The sequence below is a fragment of the Paraburkholderia bannensis genome, assembly GCF_014200455.1.
GTDB classification, from domain to species: Bacteria; Pseudomonadota; Gammaproteobacteria; order Burkholderiales; family Burkholderiaceae; genus Paraburkholderia; species Paraburkholderia bannensis_A.
The window spans coordinates 272,097-289,115 of record NZ_JACHBW010000007.1 but is presented as its reverse complement, the minus strand read 5'-3'; the positions used below and the strand labels follow the sequence as shown (position 1 = coordinate 289,115).

The following is a 17,019-nucleotide window of genomic DNA, read 5'->3' as shown; positions in this document are numbered from 1 at the left end:
CGGGCGTGGGAATGGCATCATTTCGACTTCCAAGGACAGCACAGAGCCGCCGACAAAAAAGGGCACGATCTACCTGCAAGCCACATTTTGTGGCCAATTCAGGTCCACTGCATCAACATTGATGCGCAAACGATAGAATTCTGTTAGTCCACAAACAATCGTCGTTCCGCTTCGAAGCCAAGGCTTCCTGTCCGATAGGGCACACCCTGTGCGATTCGGTGCGCGAAGCCTCGGGAAGCGGTACGGACTCGTGCAGAAGAAACCCGTATCACCCCATTCAACGCGGCTTCGCCCCAATGCCTCTGACTTCTACTGATATTGCACTTGGTTCGCTGCTTGCCATAGCCCTTGCGTTCCGAATCTCGCAGTTTGTCTGTCGTTCCAACACCTTTTACAAGAGTGCAATCAATAAGGAGATCGCCTCTGCGCGATTCCACGCGCTCGACGGCCTGCGCGGCTTTCTCGCGATAGGCGTAGTGCTTCATCACATTTATATCAATCACCACTTTTACCAGACCGGAACGTGGGAACTGACGACGTCCCGGCTTTCGACCTTTCTAGGCCGCGGCTCGGTTGCCATGTTCTTCATGATCACGGCATTTCTTTTCTGGGGCCGATTGATCGAAAGCAAAGGCGGCTTTGACACTATTCGATTTTTTGAGAACCGTGTTCGCCGTATCGCCCCTATGTACCTTGTAAGTGCGGGCCTCGTCGTCGTGACAGCATTGGCCCTCACTCACTTCAGACTCGATGTGCCCCTGCGCGATCTCTTTGTGCAAATTGCCTCGTGGCTGCTTTTTACCTTTCCAGGCGTACCACCAATCAACGGCTTCGCGCCAACGCCGCTGATCAATACGGTCTTCTGGTCACTGACCTACGAGTGGAAGTTTTATCTCCTCCTACCCTTGCTAGGCGCGCTTACGATACGCTGGGGTACGGCCATGGTCGCGTTTGGCACATGCGCGTGTATCGCGTTGTTCTCGTCCAGCCAAGTCGAGTGGTATTTCATCGCGGGCTGCGCGAGCGCGATGGCACTACGCATTTCCTCGGTCCAACGCTTGTGCAATGGCGTCGTACCTGCCGTGGTAGCGATTTGCTGCACCGTCACCGCAATCTACTGGCAGCCGCTGATCTATTCAGCAGGCGCAGCGGCCCTGCTTTGGGTGACGTTTCTGATCATCGCCGGAGGCAACACATTATTCGGCCTGCTCGCAAACAAGGCTGCTCGTCTATTAGGCTTGTTGAGCTACAGCATCTATTTGCTGCACAACTGGGTGCTTTATCTTGCGTCTCGACTGCTCAACCACATTGTCCCCATCGCTTCGCTTTCGCACCTTAGCTACATCAGTTTTGGCGCGAGCGTAGTCGGCATGACCGTGCTGCTCGCCAGCTTGACCTATCGTTACATAGAGTTTCCGCTGCTCCAGAACCAAAATGTGCCAGTTGCGGCGGACTGCGCATCCGCGTCTTGACGACCAAGCGGAGAGACAGCGCGGCCGCCGTCTCCTCCCGCGCAAAAAAAGACGCCGTCCCGGCTTCAACTCGCGCTGGCCGCAGGCAGCATCGCAAAGAACGCCTGCAGCGCCACCGAATCGACCGTATATCCGGTGCAGTAATCCCTTTCAGGATATGCAACGCAGGTCAGCGAGTTGCACGGCGAGCAGTTGACAATAGGTCCGAGATTCAGGCACGGATTCGCCTGGCTCCTGAACCAGCGCTTGGAATTCACGTGGTCCGGGTGCGTCGAGCCATACATGCAGACTTGCGGAATATCAAGGATCGCGCCGAAGTGCGACGTCCAGGAGTCCACGCAGATCAGCGCACGCCCAAGCCAAAGAATCTCTTTCCACTGTGACGGCATGAAGTTTTCAAGAATCGCGCCATCGGTGTGAGCGACGCGCCTATCTTTGGCCGCACCAATTTGAACGAGCTTGAATCCCGCTCTATGAACCTCCTCCGCCAGACCCGCCATGATGTGCGGAGGAATGGACTTCAAGCTCCAGCCGCCAAGCGGATGCACAAAGACAATATCTTCACCAATCGCATCGACGAGTTCACGCGCGCGACGACGTTGTGCGTCGGTACTGATCGGTTGCAGATTCGGCAAACGCGTTTCGAGCGGAAGCCCTGCCTCCCCCAGCATATATTCGACAAGATTGCGTCCAGTGTCCGACAAGTGACGACTCGGATGGCTGCGTGCAATGCGTGGGACGGCATCACGCCGCAGCGAGACGTATTGATATGAGTCGAGCAGCACGGGGTACGTCTCTTCCGCGCTGACCACCGGAACGGGGATCGATTCGACGTTAAGGCTCGGCCCGAACTCCTTCGCCCAGGAGACTAGCGGTTCCGCAACGTGCAAGCGTACGCGCTTGCCAACCGCGGCCGCACTCGCTGCCACCTGAACAGCGAGGATCATGTCGCCACGATGAAATGGACAAACGATCTCGATGACTTCATTTTTGTCAGGCGTGGCCGACGACGCGCTCGCCGCAATCCGACGCAAATCGTGGATCGATTCCCATGGCTCTGCTCCGTCGGTCATTTTCCCCAGTGTCGAACGCGAATACGCGCTGCCACTACGCACAAGCGCTACCCCCTTCGCCCGTAGCCTTTGGGATAGTTTGGTCACGGCGAGATTGCTCAGCAAACGCGTGTCGAGCAGTTGACCGTCCTCGTCGGCCAATAATGCACGCGGACCGCCGTAGATGCCCTCCGAAAAGGCGTCAAGCGGTTGATCCATCGGCAATTTTTGCGTTTGAACACTGCTTGCGTTGATCGCTCGCGCGAGCAGTGCGGCGCAAGACGCTGCTTCGAGAATTCCCTCTTCCTGCTCGCAAACTGGACCAAGATCAACGACAACCGAGCGCAAGCTTGCACCTGGCTCGACCGTGCCAGAAACGATTACGGCACGATTTCTCTGTTCGAGTTGGGTCTTGAACAGATAGGTAAAACACCCATCGAGGGGAATGTCGTAACGCCCCACGACCCATACATTCTCGTGCTGCGTCTCGCGCCACCCGAGCGCAAGCGCATCGACGTACCTGAAATCCTGCGAGTCGCTGGGCACCACCTTGAAACTGGTAAGCGGCAGCCGCCGCCGCCAAGCCGCAACGTGATCGCGAATCGCCACTAGACGCGGTTGTTCCGCCGTAGCGTCGACAACCACGATCTCCGCGACATCCAGTTTCTCATTGCGGAGTTCATCAATGAAAACCGATACATTGTCGAATGGCGCCGCTCCAGACACGACAATTGACGATCGCGAAGCAAGCGCCGCCACATCCGCGTCGTCGATGTGCACACGTGCGTCGAAAGCGCGCTGGCTTTCCTGAATCTGCGCAATCAGGTTTCCGAATCGCGCTGCATTGCGCGCATCATCACCGCGCCGTGCACGCAAGGCCAAGCTCAACCGATCCGCAAGCCCAGGGGCCGCACGCCGGATCATGCGTTTCAATTTCCGTTTTGCACTTGCTTTCATGTTCATCGCACCTGCGCATCAGTATCTTTCCAGCGCTTCACTGCACGCGGCGGAAAGGCAAGACCGTAGTTCTCTGCTGCAACCGTGAGGTTGGGGCTGTAGAAAGGATCGTGAGCGATGACATTACCCCATCGGGACATCATGTAAGCGCGCTCAAGTGCATCGCGCTCGATCTGCGCAGCCGAAAGATTCGCGCCACGCGAAATCGACTCCAAGTGGTACAGCTCAGCAAACGGTGTATAGACGACGTCATAGCCAGCCTCGCGAATCTTCAGGCACAGATCCACGTCGTTGTAACCCACGGTGAGATTAATTTCATCGTAACCGCCGACCTTCTCGAACACGTCCTTGCGCGCCAACATGCAAGCTGCCGTCACGGCAGTCATATTCTGCACCAGCATCGGACGACCGAAATAGCCGATCGTATTGCGAGGGAAATGCCGGTGTCCGTGCGCAGCCACACCGTAAAGGCCCAGCACCACGCCGGCGTGCTGGATCGTATCGTTGGCGTAGTAAAGCTTCGCACCTACCGCGCCGACGTTCGGCTGCGCCAGTTGCGCCACCATCTCCAGCAGCCAGTCCGAATGAATGATCTCGATATCGTTGTTGATGAACCCAATCATCGAACCCGTAGCGATCTCGACCGCCGCGTTGTTGAGCGCGGAGAAGTTGAATGCGCCCGGCACACGCAGTACCTTGACTCGCGGATCGCGCTTGATTTGCTCGAAGTATTCGAGCGTCTCTTCTTCCTCGCTGTCGTTGTCGACGACGATAATTTCCAGGTTCTCGTAGTTCGTCTCGTGCATCAGTCCATCAACGGCCGCGCGTAAAACACCCACACGGTCACGAGTCGGCACGATGAGCGAGACACGCGGCAGTTCGACGGGCGGCTGGCGTTTGATGCGCCACCAACCCGGGAAGCTGTCGATAGGCAACACTTCTGACGTCGGTTCAACATCCGCGAAGTACTCAACCATCGCGCGGCGTGCGGTGTCGACCGACGCATCGGGATTGTCGGTCGAGAAGCTTGACACGCCGGGGAAAATCCGCCAATGGTACAGAACGTGCGGAATATGGCGGATTCGCTTGCCATCTGTGTGCTTGAGGAAGCGCAGCGCGAAATCGTAATCCTGGCTGCCCTCGAAACCCACCCTGAAACCACCGATCTGCCGCACAATCGACGTGCGGTACACGCCAAGATGCGCGATGAAATTCTGCGAGTAGAACAGTTCGCGATTCCAGTCGGTCTTGAAGTGCGGATCGTGACGCTGATCGTTCTCATCAACCTTATCCTCGTCGGTATAGATAAGGTCGACGTCCGGATGACGATTGATCTCGTCGGCCACCATAAACAGCGTGTGCGCAGGGATGGCGTCGTCGTGATCCATCAGTGCGACAAATTCGCCCTTGACAATCTCGATCGCCGAATTGGTCGACGCCGAGATATGGCCGTTTTTCTCGCGGAAGACTACGCGAATTCGCGCGTCCTTACGCATATATTCTTCCAGCACCGTGCGAATTTCCGGATTCGGCGATGCGTCGTCAGCAATGCACAGTTCCCAATTCGGATACGTTTGCGCAATAACGCTGTCGAGCGCTTTGCGCAGATATTTGGGACGTGTGTTGTAGACCGGCATTACGACCGAAATGAGCGGCTTTTTTGCCAGCGCGTCACCCAGTTCGCGCAGGCGCACGAGATCCTGCTCGGTGAGCGTGTCATAAGTCTCCACCCACGCGCGATATTCACCCTTGTCGTATTTGCCGACAATGCCCGAGCGCACCAAGGTCTTAGCCAGCCGAAGTTTTGCGCCAAGAAGGGCGCGCCAGACCTGCCCTCGTTGTTCAGGCGAAAGCGCGGCATAACCTTCGCGAACCAAGCCCAGCCTGCCGATGCTGCGAACGGAGACGTCTTTTAGACTAAAGCGAACGTCGCGGCGATCGGTCGGATCGAATCGCAGCGAGCGCACATCCGGCGGCAGCACGATCAGGCGCCTCTCTCGCCCCTTGCCGTAGCCAGGCATGGCGTAAGACGAAACTTGCGCGCCGTCAGCGCCGTGGAAGGCATAAAGGACCGGATTCAGACTCGGTTCATTTGAGTCCATATCGACCGTGAGCACTGCCCAACCCGGACGCAGTCCGGCCCAGTGCGGTGTGACCGCGACCTGCGGATCAGCGCCTGTGGACACGAAGCCGGCTCCTCCTGTCGACTGCATCTCGTGGACGGGCGTGAACGTCGGCTTGCCCGCCGACATCATCAAGCGATACAAGCCGCGGGCGACGTTGCGGCCACGCCGCGCAACGCGGCTCGCCACACGAACGGGAGCGGTGATGCGCCAACTGAACGATGTGCGATAGGCATGCACCGCGGCGTTGAGTTGCTCGACCGATGCACCGAGCCGGCTAAGCGAGGCTTCGAGCGCGTGCTTCTCGGCCTGCAGACGGGTCAACTCGGTCCGCTGCACCCGGGCCGCACTGCGCAGCATATTGATCGAGGCCGTCGCGCTTTCCAGTTGCGTCGCCTGCTCTGCTGCGTGCGCCTGGGCGTTCGCCAAGGCGCTCAGGGTCTGCTCCAACTTCTCCTGGGCCTGCGCGCGTGCTTCTTCAGTACGCGCATGAGCAGCACGAGCCTCTTCTTCGGCGCCCCGCACCTGATGGAACGCCGCTTCAAGCGCCGTGCGGCCCTCGTTGAACTCGAAAATCTCATGGTCGCGTGCGGCGATCGTGGCCTTGAGCTGAGTCACTGCATCGGACTCGCTAATATCGGTCTCGAACACACCGGACGCCAGCGGCGGCACCTCGGCGTCGGATGCGACGGCGATGAGATACATCGGCGCGACGAGCCCCGAGTCATGCTCGACGTTAGACGAGGTCTTGCGAAAGCTCTCGATGGGCCCGCCCTGCTCCGCGAGCAACGCCGATGCATAGACGACTCGCTGGCCATAAATGGCGACATGCTTGAACGAAGCACGCACCAACGTCTCGAACTCCTCCCGGGTCAGTTCCTTGACGTGGTATTCATTGCGAAAGCCTGGAATCTCGGAGTAGACCACGCGATCCGGGCTTGACATGATAAGCAAGCCGCCCGGACGCAGCACGCGCCGGATCTCGGCCATCATCTCGTCGTGCTGATCGTGATGCTCGATGGTCTCGAAGCTCACAACGACATCGATCGACGCGTCGTCGATCGGCATTTTCGCCGCTGAACCCAACCGGAATTGCAGGTTCGCAGCCGCGTGATGCTGCGACGCATGATCGACAGCTTCCTGCGCGATATCCACGCCGATGACGCTAGCCGCGCTACGCGCGAGCAGCGACGAACCGTAACCCTCTCCGCAGGCGATATCGAGTACTGTTTTACCCTTACATAGCTCAGCGGCACAAAGATACCGGTGCACGTGTTCGAGCTCAATATTGCCCTTCTGGTCTGGGACAAAGCGTTCGCCGGTGAATTTCATGATTCCTTCGTAGATTCCGCTAGAGAGATGCCTAGTCAAACTGACCTATACGCGGCGATTCCGACAAACGGAAAAACTGCCCGCCATCGATTTCGAGATTTGGGTTGTAGGCAGGATCGCTCACCAGCCTTTTTCCCCATCGCTGTCTCATCCACGCCGCCTCGCGATTCAACCGGGCCGCGCGCTCGCCGGTACGGTCCGCCCCACGGGATGCTGACTCGTGGTGGTAGAGGTTGGCATAGGGCACATACACGTTACGATATCCTTCCATATTCAACTTCAGGCAAAAATCGATATCGTTGTATGCAATGCCAAGATTTTCCTCATCGAGCCCGCCAACCTGCTCGAAAAGCGCCTTCCTGACCACCAGGCACGCGCCGGTCACCGCGGAAACCTGCTGCGCCAGCAATGCGCGGCCAAAGTAGCCCGCTTCGTCGCGGCCAAGCATGTGGTGGAGATGGCCCGCGACGTCATCGCCCGCGAGCGCGACGCCGCCGTGCTGCAACCGCTCATTCGGATACCAGAGCGCGCAGCCCACCGCACCGATGCCAGGCTGCATCGCATAGCCGCAAAGGATCGACAGCCACTCCGGATCACGCGACTCGATATCGTTGTTCAACAGACACAGCACGGCGCCGCGCGCCAACGCCGCCGCCCGATTGTTGAGCGCAGAATAGTTGAACGGCGAGTCATCGCGTATCACGCGGCAGTTTTCTTTTGCATCGTATGCCGACAGCAACGCCAGCGCGCGCGCATCGGTCGAGCCATTATCGACGATCAGGATTTCGATATTTGCGTAGCGCGTCCGCTGCGACAGACTGTCGATGCATTGGGCCAGCAAGTCCGGCTTATCACGTGTCGGAATGATGACCGACACCAGCGGCTGCGGCTGCTGCACCGGAAAAACCACGCGCAGCATGGACGACGTCGGGCGCAGCCAATCGACATCAGCGATGCGGCCAGTCCTCTCAAGATGCTCTTTAACCGCACGCTTCGCTGCCTCGCGCACATACGGCTTGGCCGCCACTTCCCGCGCGGTGCTTTGCTCACTGATGCGCCAGTGATACAGCACGTGCGGAATGTGAACGATTGCGGACGCATCCACTTCCTCCGCACAGCGCAACACGAGGTCGTGATCCTGACTGCCTTCGAATCCCGCTCGAAAACCGCCGACCTCGCGCACCAACGCCGTCGAAATGACACCAAGGTGCGAGAACATATTCTGTCCGAGCATGAGAATAGGGTCCCAGTCCGGCTTGAAATACGGTTCGATACGCTCACCGTCGGGCGTCAGTTTGTCCTCATCGCTGTACAGCAGCTTCGCTTGCGGATGCAACTGAAGATAGCGCGCGATCAGATACAGCGCGTGTTCTGCGAGCCTGTCGTCGTGGTCAAGAAGCGCGACATAGTCGCCGGTCGCCAGCGCAAGCGCATCATTACTGGCCACGCAAATATGGCCATTGACGTCGCGACGCATCGTCTTGATGCGGGTATCCGCAGCCGCGTACTGCGCGAGAATCTCTGCGACATGAGGTTCAGTGGACGCATCGTCGCACAAACACAGTTCCCAGTCCGGATAGATCTGTGCGAGAACAGATTCCAGCATGTCGCGCAGGTGCTCTGCCCGCGGATTGAACACCGGCACGACGATGGAAATGCGCGGACGCCCCTTAAGCTGCGCGACTTTATCGCGCAGCGAAGCACGGCTTGCCTCGTCGATGGTGTCGAAACGGGCAATCCATGCGCCGTAGTCGTCGGTTCTGGCCGCGCGCGAAAGCAGACTGCGCACACCGCCCAGACCTTGTCGCCGAATCACGCCCATCGCAGCCCGCGCCACCGGCAGGACACCGCCGCGCGAGCGCACAGCCTGATGGGCTGCGCGCCAGGCTCGGTACGCGGACCCGGGCACAGAACTCCAGCGCATGTCAGCCGACCTGCTGCTCGTACGCCGCGACGACTTCCTCGACTGGACCGAATGCGCGCACGCGGCCGCCGTCCATCCAGAGCGCCTTGTTGCACACGCGACGGATCTCAGAATTTGCGTGCATGGCAAGGACCACGATCTCAGCGCGGCTATGCAGGTCGTGCAGACGCTCCTGAGCCTTGTGCATGAACGCTGCATCGCCCACGCCCATAACCTCGTCAAGCAACAAAATTTCGGCATCGACTGCCGTCGACACTGCGAATGCAAGGCGAACCCGCATCCCGCTCGAATAGGTGCGTAGTGGCAAATCAAGGTAATCGCCCAGCTCACAGAACTGGACAATACTCTCGGTCTTCGCCCTGATCTCTGCATCTGTCATGCCGAGCAGCAGTCCACGCAGACGGATGTTCTGCATCCCGGTGGAGTTGTCATCCATGCCGAGACTGATATCTAGCAACGGCACGATCTTGCCATCGCTTTCGACCGTGCCGCGCGTCGGCGCATAGATGCCCGCCATCGTGCGCAGCAGCGTCGACTTGCCTGCGCCGTTTCGCCCGATCAAACCAATGCGGTCGCCAGCTTCGAAACGCAGATCCACGTTTTCGAGCGCCTTCACGACGACCACACCGTCGCTGTCCTCGGCGATCGTGTTGCGGCGGCCCATGCGAAGCACCTGCTTCTTGAGCGAGCGTCCCTGCACGTCGTAAATAGGCAGGTCCAGACACGCACCTTTCAATTCGATAAATGCCACAGTGCTCTCCTAGACCCAGTACGGAATGCGTTTGAGATATCGGCCGGTCATTGCCAGCGCAAAAGTCCAGCCCACGACGGCGAGGCCAATCGCGACGCCCCAAGTCGTAGCCGACGGCATCTGTCCGATCAACGGTGCGCGCACCAGTTCGATCAGGTGGGCAAGCGGATTCAGTTGAACGATGAACGCGAAGCGCTTCAACGAATCCGGGCGATAGATGATCGGCGTTACGTAAAATGCAATCTGGATCAGCGCCGAAATGATCTGCGGAAGGTCGCGGAAACGGGCCGACAACAGGCCCGCGAGCATCGCAACCCACAGCGCATTGGCAAGATAAAGCAGCAGTGCAGGAACGAAGATCGGCAACACGGCCCAATCCTTGACGCCGTAAATGGCAAGCAGGATCAGCACGATGATGAAGTTGTGCGCAAGAATGACGAGATTGCGCCACACGACCTGGAAAACGTAAATTAGCTTTGGCGTTGCAGCCTGCCGGATATACGTCGCGCTATTGATGTAAGCGATGCTGCCTTCCTGCACAGTCTGGGCAAACATCGTCCACATCACGAGGCTGATCGCCAGAAACGGCAGATAGTCGCTCATCTTCTGGCCGAACAGCGACCCGTACACCACGCCGATCGAGCCGATCATGACGCCCATACTGATGGTCAGCCAGAACGGCCCCACGCGCGAGCGCGCATAGCGCTGCCGGATTTCAAGCCAGCCAAGCAAGGTCCACAACCGGTAGGACGCGATGCTCTGCTTCAGGTCTGTAAATATCAAGTTGAACATAGCTGTAGTCGAGGGATTGCACCGCCCGCGTAAGCACGTTTGCTTCGCGAGGTCTGTAATTCAAAGCTCGGATTCGAGCGGGCCGCGGCGGCCCCGCAATCCGTGCCATAAACCAAGAAACGCCATCCCGAGATGGCGTCGTCGAGGCTTGAGCCAGATGCCGTAGATCGCCAGGCGAAACGGCATCTTCAGCAACTCATTCGCCTTCCATTTCCACGGTATGTACCGCCTCTTCATGAGTTCGACGGCATTTCTGAACATGTAGTAGTGCCGCATCGGCGAGTGACTGGGATAGCTGCGTCCCAGGATGTTCACCGGCTCGCCGCCCAGTTCGTGGGCCAGCCGCAACCACGGTGCGCCTGCCACGCGATAACCTGCGGCACTTGCCCGGATGCACCATTCGAGATCCACGAAGTCAATGAAAAGCGAATCATCCATTCCGCCGATCTCAGGCCAAACGTCCAGATTCACGCACGAACCCGACGTGATCAGAAAGTCCACGTCGATCAGATTCTCGCCGTCTGCCGCGACGCGCTGCAACGCGGGAAACCCGAAGCGAACGAACGGCGCGATCCCGCCAAGACGCACGTCTTCGTAGGCCGGTCCGATCAGCGCAATGCGTTGCCCGGCTTCGACTTCGCGCGCCAAGACGGCGGGCAACTCGAGCAGCAGATGCGCGGAGGGTTCGCTATCCTGATCGAACAACAACACGCTGCGACAACCTGCGCGCCGCACCTGTTCCACGCCCTGATTGAGCGCTGTGGCAATGCCGAGATTTGCGCCGTTCGCAACGTATGTAATCTCCGGCCTCAGGCCCAACTCCTGCGCGGACCAAACACCCTCGGTATTGTCGACCACCACACAATGGCCGAACTCCACAAGGCGATTGGCACGCTCGATACAGGCGTTGTCGGGCCGATAAAACACCACGACGATGCCTGGCTGCAACTGCACGAGCACCGTTACTTCGCCAGCCAACGTACGTAACGATCCACCCCTTCCTGAACCGTCAGGAACGGTGCGTCGTAGCCCGCTGCGCGCAACTTCGTCTGGTCGGCCTGCGTGAAGCATTGATACTTGCCGCGCAGCGCGTCCGGGAACGGGATGTACTCGATCAGCCCTTCCTTGACCTGCTCTTCGAGCGTGAGCGCGGGCTTGCCTTCCATCGCGCGCAGCGTGTTGACCACGCTCGTGGCGATATCGTTGAACGGCTGCGCGCGGCCGCTGCCAAGGTTGAAGATGCCCGACTTTTCCGGATGATCGAAGAAGAACAGGTTGACCTTCACCACGTCTTCCACCGACACGAAATCGCGCGTCTGCTCGCCCGGCGCGTAACCGTTGTACTCGCCGAACAGCTTCACGCGGCCTTCCGCGCGGAACTGGTTGAAGTTGTGGAACGCCACCGACGCCATGCGCGCCTTGTGCGTCTCGCGCTGGCCGTACACGTTGAAGTAACGGAAGCCCGCGATCTGGCTCTGCGCCGTGGGCAGCACGCGGCGGATCACCTGGTCGAACAGGAACTTCGAATAGCCGTACACGTTCAGCGGCGCTTCCACTTCGCGATCTTCGACGAAGCGCGTCGAGCCGCCGTAAATCGCCGCCGACGACGCATACAGGAACTGCGCGCGCTGCGCCTGGCAGGCGTCGAGAATCGCGCGGCTGTAGCGGAAATTGTTGTCCATCATGTAGCGGCCGTCGGTTTCCATCGTGTCCGAACAGGCGCCTTCGTGGAACACCGCGCGCACCTTGCCGAAATCGCCGCGCGTGAAGCGTTCGACGAAATCGGTCTTGTCGAGGTAATCGTCGATTTCGCAATCGACCAGATTCTTGAACTTGTCGGCGCGCGTGAGATTGTCGACGGCGATGATGCGGTCTTCGCCGCGTTCGTTGAGCGCCTTGACGATGTTGCTGCCGATGAAGCCGGCTGCGCCGGTCACGATGATGGTCATGATCTTCTTGGTGTCGTTCGGTGGCGAAGCGATCAGATCGCCGCTTCGGTAACGAACACGTCGTCGTAAGAGATGGGGGAGGTCCCTACACGGCCCACCACCACGCCTGCCGCGCGATTGGCATAGCCAACCGCGTCGATCAGCGGGACGCCCGCGCCCAGCATGGCCGCTACCGTGCCGATGACGGTATCGCCCGCGCCGGAGACATCGAACACTTCGCGCGCCGCCGTAGGGACGTGTACGGGAGCATGGTCGCTAAAGAGCGTCATGCCCTCCTCGGAGCGCGTTAGCAGCAGGTTTTCGATGCCAAGCGATTTGCGCAGTTGCGTAACACGTGCGGTCAGGTCCGCTTCGGACGACCATGCGCCAATGACATCGCGCAATTCCGCGCGATTTGGCGTGATCAGGCTGGCGCCGGCATAGCGCTGCCAGTCGCTTCCCTTGGGATCGATCAATACCGTCTTGTCGAGACGACGAGCCGTCTCAATCATGTTGGAGACGTGCGTCAAGCCGCCCTTCGCGTAATCGGAAAGCAGCACGATGCGCGAGTGCGCAACCATGGCATCGAAGCGCGCAAGACTGGCGAGCAGAATCTCCTTGGTCGGCGTCTCTTCGAAATCGACACGTACCAATTGCTGTTGGCGGGCGATGACCCGCAGCTTGATGATCGTCGAGATCGAACGGTCGCGTTCGGCGTATGCCTTGACATTGCTTTCAGTAAGCAGCGTCATGAGCCGTTCACCCGGCTCATCCATCCCTACCACGCAAAGCAGCACGGCGTCAGCGCCCAGCCCAGCAATATTGCAGGCAACATTCGCCGCGCCGCCAAGACGCTCTTCACTGCGCTGGACGTGCACGACGGGAACCGGCGCTTCGGGCGAAATTCGATTGACGTCGCCGAACCAGTAGCGGTCGAGCATCACGTCGCCCACCACCAGCACCGAAGCGCCTGCGAGCCGTTCGCGCGAAACCGTCGGAAGCGAGTGTTCCTGGTTCGATTTCATCACGGCGCTTTCAATGACGGACATAGGCTTTTGGGAAAATGAGGAATCGCGGAACAAAGCACTGAACGCGCCCCGTCCTTACTGCATGCACAACGCCAGCGCCTCGCGCCAGTCCGGAGCACGCACGCCAAACGCCGCTGCAAACTTGTCGTTCGAGATGCGCGAATTGGCGGGACGCGTTGCCGGAGTCGGATACGACGACGCGGGAATAGGCTTGACGACGGGCCGCTTCGCGAGCGACGACAGTTCAAAGATCGCCTCGGCGAAGCCGTGCCATGAGGTCGAGCCACCCGCAGTCAGATGGTAGACACCCGACTGTTGCGCCCACCACTGACCGCGGTCGGCGGCACGCGTCGCCTGCGCGAGCACGTGAGCGGTCGACGTCGCGATCGTACGAGACCACGTCGGCGCACCGATCTGATCGGCTACGACAGTCAGCTCTTCACGCTCCGCGCCAAGCTTGAGCATCGTCAGCAGAAAGTTCTTGCCGCGCGTGCCGTACACCCAGCTTGTACGAAGAATAAGGTGATCGCAGCCGCTCGCCGCGATCGCCTGCTCGCCTTCGAGCTTGGTCTTGCCGTAGACACTCTGCGGATTGACCGCGTCGGTCTCGACATAGGGCGTGTCCTTCGTGCCGTCGAACACGTAATCCGTCGAGTAGTGAACGAGCGCGGCTTTCAGACGCTTCGCTTCTTCGGCGAGAACGACGGGCGCATCGACATTCAGGCGCTGCGCACCTTCAACGTCGCTTTCCGCCTTGTCGACCGCCGTATAGGCGGCCGGATTGACGATGATCGTCGGATTAATCTCGCGCACGACGCGACGAATCGCATCGGGACTATCGAGATCCAGCGCCGCGCGATCGCAGCCAATCACACGCCCAAGCCCCTGCAGCGAGCGCAGCAGCTCATACCCAACCTGACCGTTGACGCCCGTCACGAGAATGGTGGAATCCATCACACCCTCACGCAAACACGTCGGCTTCGGCCAGCTTCTTGCCCGCCGCATCCTTGGCGGCCAGCAGCGGCTCGAAGTCGATCGGCCATTCGATGCCGACGGCCGGATCGTTCCACACGAGACTGCGTTCGTGCTCCGGATACCAGTAATCGGTCGTCTTGTAGAGAAACTGCGCCGATTCCGACAGCACGACGAAGCCGTGCGCGAAACCCGGCGGCACCCACAACTGCCGATGGTTTTCCGTCGACAGATGCACGCCGACCCACTTGCCGAAATTCGGAGAGCTCTTGCGAATATCGACGGCCACGTCGAACACTTCGCCTTCCACCACGCGCACGAGCTTGCCCTGCGCGTGCTGGATCTGATAGTGCAAACCGCGCAGCACGCCCTTCGCCGAACGCGAATGGTTGTCCTGCACGAACTCCACGCCCGGCTCCACGAATTCCGCGAATTCGCGGCCGTTGAAGCTTTCGTAGAAGTAGCCGCGCGCGTCGCCGAACACCTTCGGCTCGATGATCTTGACTTCCGGCAGCGCCGTTGCCGTTACCGTGATGGCCATGCGACCTGATCCGTAAGAATGTTCAACAAATATTTGCCGTAGCCGTTCTTCGAGAGCGGCGCAGCGAGTTTCTGCAGTTGTTCCGCGTCAATCCATTGACGGCGATACGCGATTTCCTCTGGACACGCGACCACGAGGCCTTGACGTTTCTGCAGCGTCGCAATAAAGGTCGCCGCCTCGATCAGCGAATCGTGCGTGCCGGTGTCGAGCCACGCAAAACCGCGGCCCATGATCTCGACGTTAAGCGCGCCATCGGCGAGATAACGTGAGTTCACATCCGTGATCTCCAGCTCGCCGCGCGGCGACGGCTTGATGTCCGCTGCGATATCGCAAACACGGTTGTCGTAGAAGTACAGCCCCGTGACCGCATAGTTCGAGCGCGGTTGGGCGGGTTTTTCTTCGATCGACAGCGCGCGGAAGCTCTTGTCGAACTCAACCACGCCGTAACGTTCCGGGTCCTGCACGTGATAGGCGAATACCGTCGCGCCCGATTCCTGCGCCGTGGCGCGCTCGAGCTGCTTCGCCAGATCGTGGCCGTAGAAAATGTTGTCGCCAAGAATCAGCGCCGACGGATCGTTGCCAACGAACTCCTTGCCGATGATGAACGCCTGCGCGAGGCCGTCCGGGGACGGCTGCACCGCGTACTGGATGTTCATGCCCCACTGGCTGCCGTCGCCGAGCATCGACTCGAAGCGCGGCGTGTCCTGCGGCGTCGAGATGATGAGCACGTCGCGAATGCCCGCGACCATCAGCGTCGACAGCGGGTAGTAGATCATCGGCTTGTCGTACACGGGCAGCAGTTGCTTCGACACCGCATGGGTAATCGGATAGAGCCGCGTGCCGGAACCACCAGCGAGAATAATGCCTTTGCGTGCCATATGGTCCTGCCTTTACGTACGCTGCGCGTAGTTGGTTTCGACCCACTTGCGATAGTCGCCCGATGCGACTTCGTCAGCCCACGCCTGGTTGTCCAGGTACCACTGCACCGTCTTCGCAAGACCCGTTTCGAAGGTCTCGGCCGGCTTCCAGCCCAGTTCGCGTTCGAGCTTGCGCGCGTCGATTGCGTAGCGGCGGTCGTGGCCGGGGCGATCCGTCACGTAGGTGATCTGGTCGCGGTAAGAACCTGCGGCCTTCGGGCGCAGCTTGTTGAGCAGGTCGCACAGCGTGTGCACGACTTCGAGGTTCGTCTTCTCGTTCCAGCCGCCGACGTTGTAGGTCTCGCCGCTCTTGCCGCGCGCGAGCACTTCGCGGATCGCGCTGCAATGGTCGCCCACGTAGAGCCAGTCGCGCACGTTCTGGCCGTCGCCGTAGACCGGCAGCGGCTTGCCCGCGAGTGCGTTGGCGATCATCAGCGGAATGAGCTTTTCGGGGAACTGGTACGGCCCGTAGTTGTTCGAGCAGTTGGTTGTAAGCACCGGCAGACCATACGTATGGTGATACGCGCGCACGAGGTGGTCGGAACCGGCCTTGGTCGCCGAGTACGGGCTGTTGGGCGCGTACGGCGTGGTTTCCGAGAATTGGGGATCGGTTGCCGACAGCGAGCCGAACACTTCATCGGTCGAGACGTGAAGGAAGCGGAAGGCGGCCTTCCCTTCTTCCGGCAAGGTATTCCAGTAATGACGGGTGGCTTCAAGCAGCGTGAACGTGCCGACTACATTGGTCTGAACAAAGTCCGCCGGAGCGTGGATCGAGCGATCGACATGGCTCTCTGCGGCAAAGTGCAGCACGGCGCGCGGCTTGTGTTCGGCGAGCAGCACGTCGAGCGCGGCGCGATCACAGATGTCGACGCGCGCGAAGACGTGCTTCGGGTTGCCCTGCAGCGATTGCAACGTGCCGAGATTGCCCGCGTAGGTCAGCTTGTCTACGTTCAGAATGGCTTCGTCGGATTGACGGAACCAGTCAAGCACAAAGTTGGCGCCGATAAAGCCGGCACCGCCCGTTACCAGGATCATGGAATTCCTTTTGTAGGCGTGTGAAGGTGGTGCGCCTGGCCGTCTAACCCAAAGGCCCCCGGCAGCCAAACGCACGAAAGGATGCTGTAAAAGTGGATTTTTTGCGAGAAAAATGCAGCACTTTATCCGTGGAGCATACTCTTCTAGCTCTGTTTTATCGTGTCAATTATACGGACAGACCGCACGAAAACCATA

The 17,019-nt window shown here is 59.6% G+C and carries 13 protein-coding genes; 1 reads left to right on the top strand and 12 read right to left on the bottom strand.

Annotation, left to right across the window (positions count from 1 at the left end):
• Positions 1–296 precede the first annotated feature (296 nt).
• Positions 297–1,472: an acyltransferase gene (locus tag F4827_RS14190; RefSeq protein WP_183724572.1), complete on the top strand. Its 1,176-nt coding sequence runs from the start codon at positions 297–299 to the stop codon at positions 1,470–1,472.
• 65 nt (positions 1,473–1,537) lie between these two features.
• Here F4827_RS14190 and F4827_RS14185 read toward each other — a convergent pair whose 3' ends face one another.
• From F4827_RS14185 to rfbB, 12 genes are read right to left on the bottom strand one after another with little or no spacing between them, the layout of a single operon-like run.
• Positions 1,538–3,481 carry a glycosyltransferase family 9 protein gene (locus F4827_RS14185; RefSeq protein ID WP_183724571.1) on the bottom strand — a complete coding sequence of 648 codons (1,944 nt, stop codon included), beginning with the start codon at positions 3,479–3,481 and terminating at the stop codon, positions 1,538–1,540.
• 2 nt (positions 3,482–3,483) lie between these two features.
• Positions 3,484–6,936 carry a glycosyltransferase gene (locus tag F4827_RS14180; protein WP_183724570.1) on the bottom strand — a complete coding sequence of 1,151 codons (3,453 nt, stop codon included), beginning with the start codon at positions 6,934–6,936 and terminating at the stop codon, positions 3,484–3,486.
• Positions 6,937–6,967: 31 nt separating this feature from the next.
• Positions 6,968–8,860 carry a glycosyltransferase gene (locus F4827_RS14175; protein ID WP_183724569.1) on the bottom strand — a complete coding sequence of 631 codons (1,893 nt, stop codon included), beginning with the start codon at positions 8,858–8,860 and terminating at the stop codon, positions 6,968–6,970.
• 1 nt (position 8,861) lies between these two features.
• Complete coding sequence (locus tag F4827_RS14170; RefSeq protein ID WP_183724568.1) at positions 8,862–9,611, bottom strand: ABC transporter ATP-binding protein; 750 nt, start codon at positions 9,609–9,611, stop codon at positions 8,862–8,864.
• Positions 9,612–9,620: 9 nt separating this feature from the next.
• Positions 9,621–10,403, bottom strand: a complete 783-nt coding sequence (locus F4827_RS14165; protein ID WP_183724567.1) for an ABC transporter permease — start codon at positions 10,401–10,403, stop codon at positions 9,621–9,623.
• Between the two features lie 60 nt (positions 10,404–10,463).
• A complete protein-coding gene (locus tag F4827_RS14160) occupies positions 10,464–11,381 on the bottom strand; it encodes a glycosyltransferase family 2 protein (protein WP_183724566.1) in 918 nt (305 codons plus the stop codon).
• The gene (rfaD, locus tag F4827_RS14155) at positions 11,366–12,352 is read right to left on the bottom strand and encodes an ADP-glyceromanno-heptose 6-epimerase (RefSeq protein WP_183724565.1); all 987 of its coding nucleotides are present in this window, start codon (positions 12,350–12,352) and stop codon (positions 11,366–11,368) included. The genes F4827_RS14160 and rfaD overlap by 16 nt, the downstream gene beginning before the upstream one ends.
• A 32-nt stretch (positions 12,353–12,384) precedes the next feature.
• A complete protein-coding gene (rfaE1, locus tag F4827_RS14150) occupies positions 12,385–13,380 on the bottom strand; it encodes a D-glycero-beta-D-manno-heptose-7-phosphate kinase (RefSeq protein WP_183724564.1) in 996 nt (331 codons plus the stop codon).
• Positions 13,381–13,434: 54 nt separating this feature from the next.
• A complete protein-coding gene (gene rfbD, locus F4827_RS14145) occupies positions 13,435–14,313 on the bottom strand; it encodes a dTDP-4-dehydrorhamnose reductase (protein WP_183724563.1) in 879 nt (292 codons plus the stop codon).
• Between the two features lie 7 nt (positions 14,314–14,320).
• On the bottom strand, positions 14,321–14,872 hold the full coding sequence (gene rfbC / locus F4827_RS14140) for a dTDP-4-dehydrorhamnose 3,5-epimerase (RefSeq protein ID WP_183724562.1): 552 nt from the start codon (positions 14,870–14,872) through the stop codon (positions 14,321–14,323).
• Positions 14,857–15,750, bottom strand: coding sequence for a glucose-1-phosphate thymidylyltransferase RfbA (rfbA, locus tag F4827_RS14135; protein WP_183724561.1), 894 nt, complete (start codon positions 15,748–15,750; stop codon positions 14,857–14,859). The genes rfbC and rfbA overlap by 16 nt, the downstream gene beginning before the upstream one ends.
• 12 nt (positions 15,751–15,762) lie before the next feature.
• A complete protein-coding gene (gene rfbB / locus F4827_RS14130) occupies positions 15,763–16,824 on the bottom strand; it encodes a dTDP-glucose 4,6-dehydratase (protein WP_183724560.1) in 1,062 nt (353 codons plus the stop codon).
• Positions 16,825–17,019: the final 195 nt, after the last annotated feature.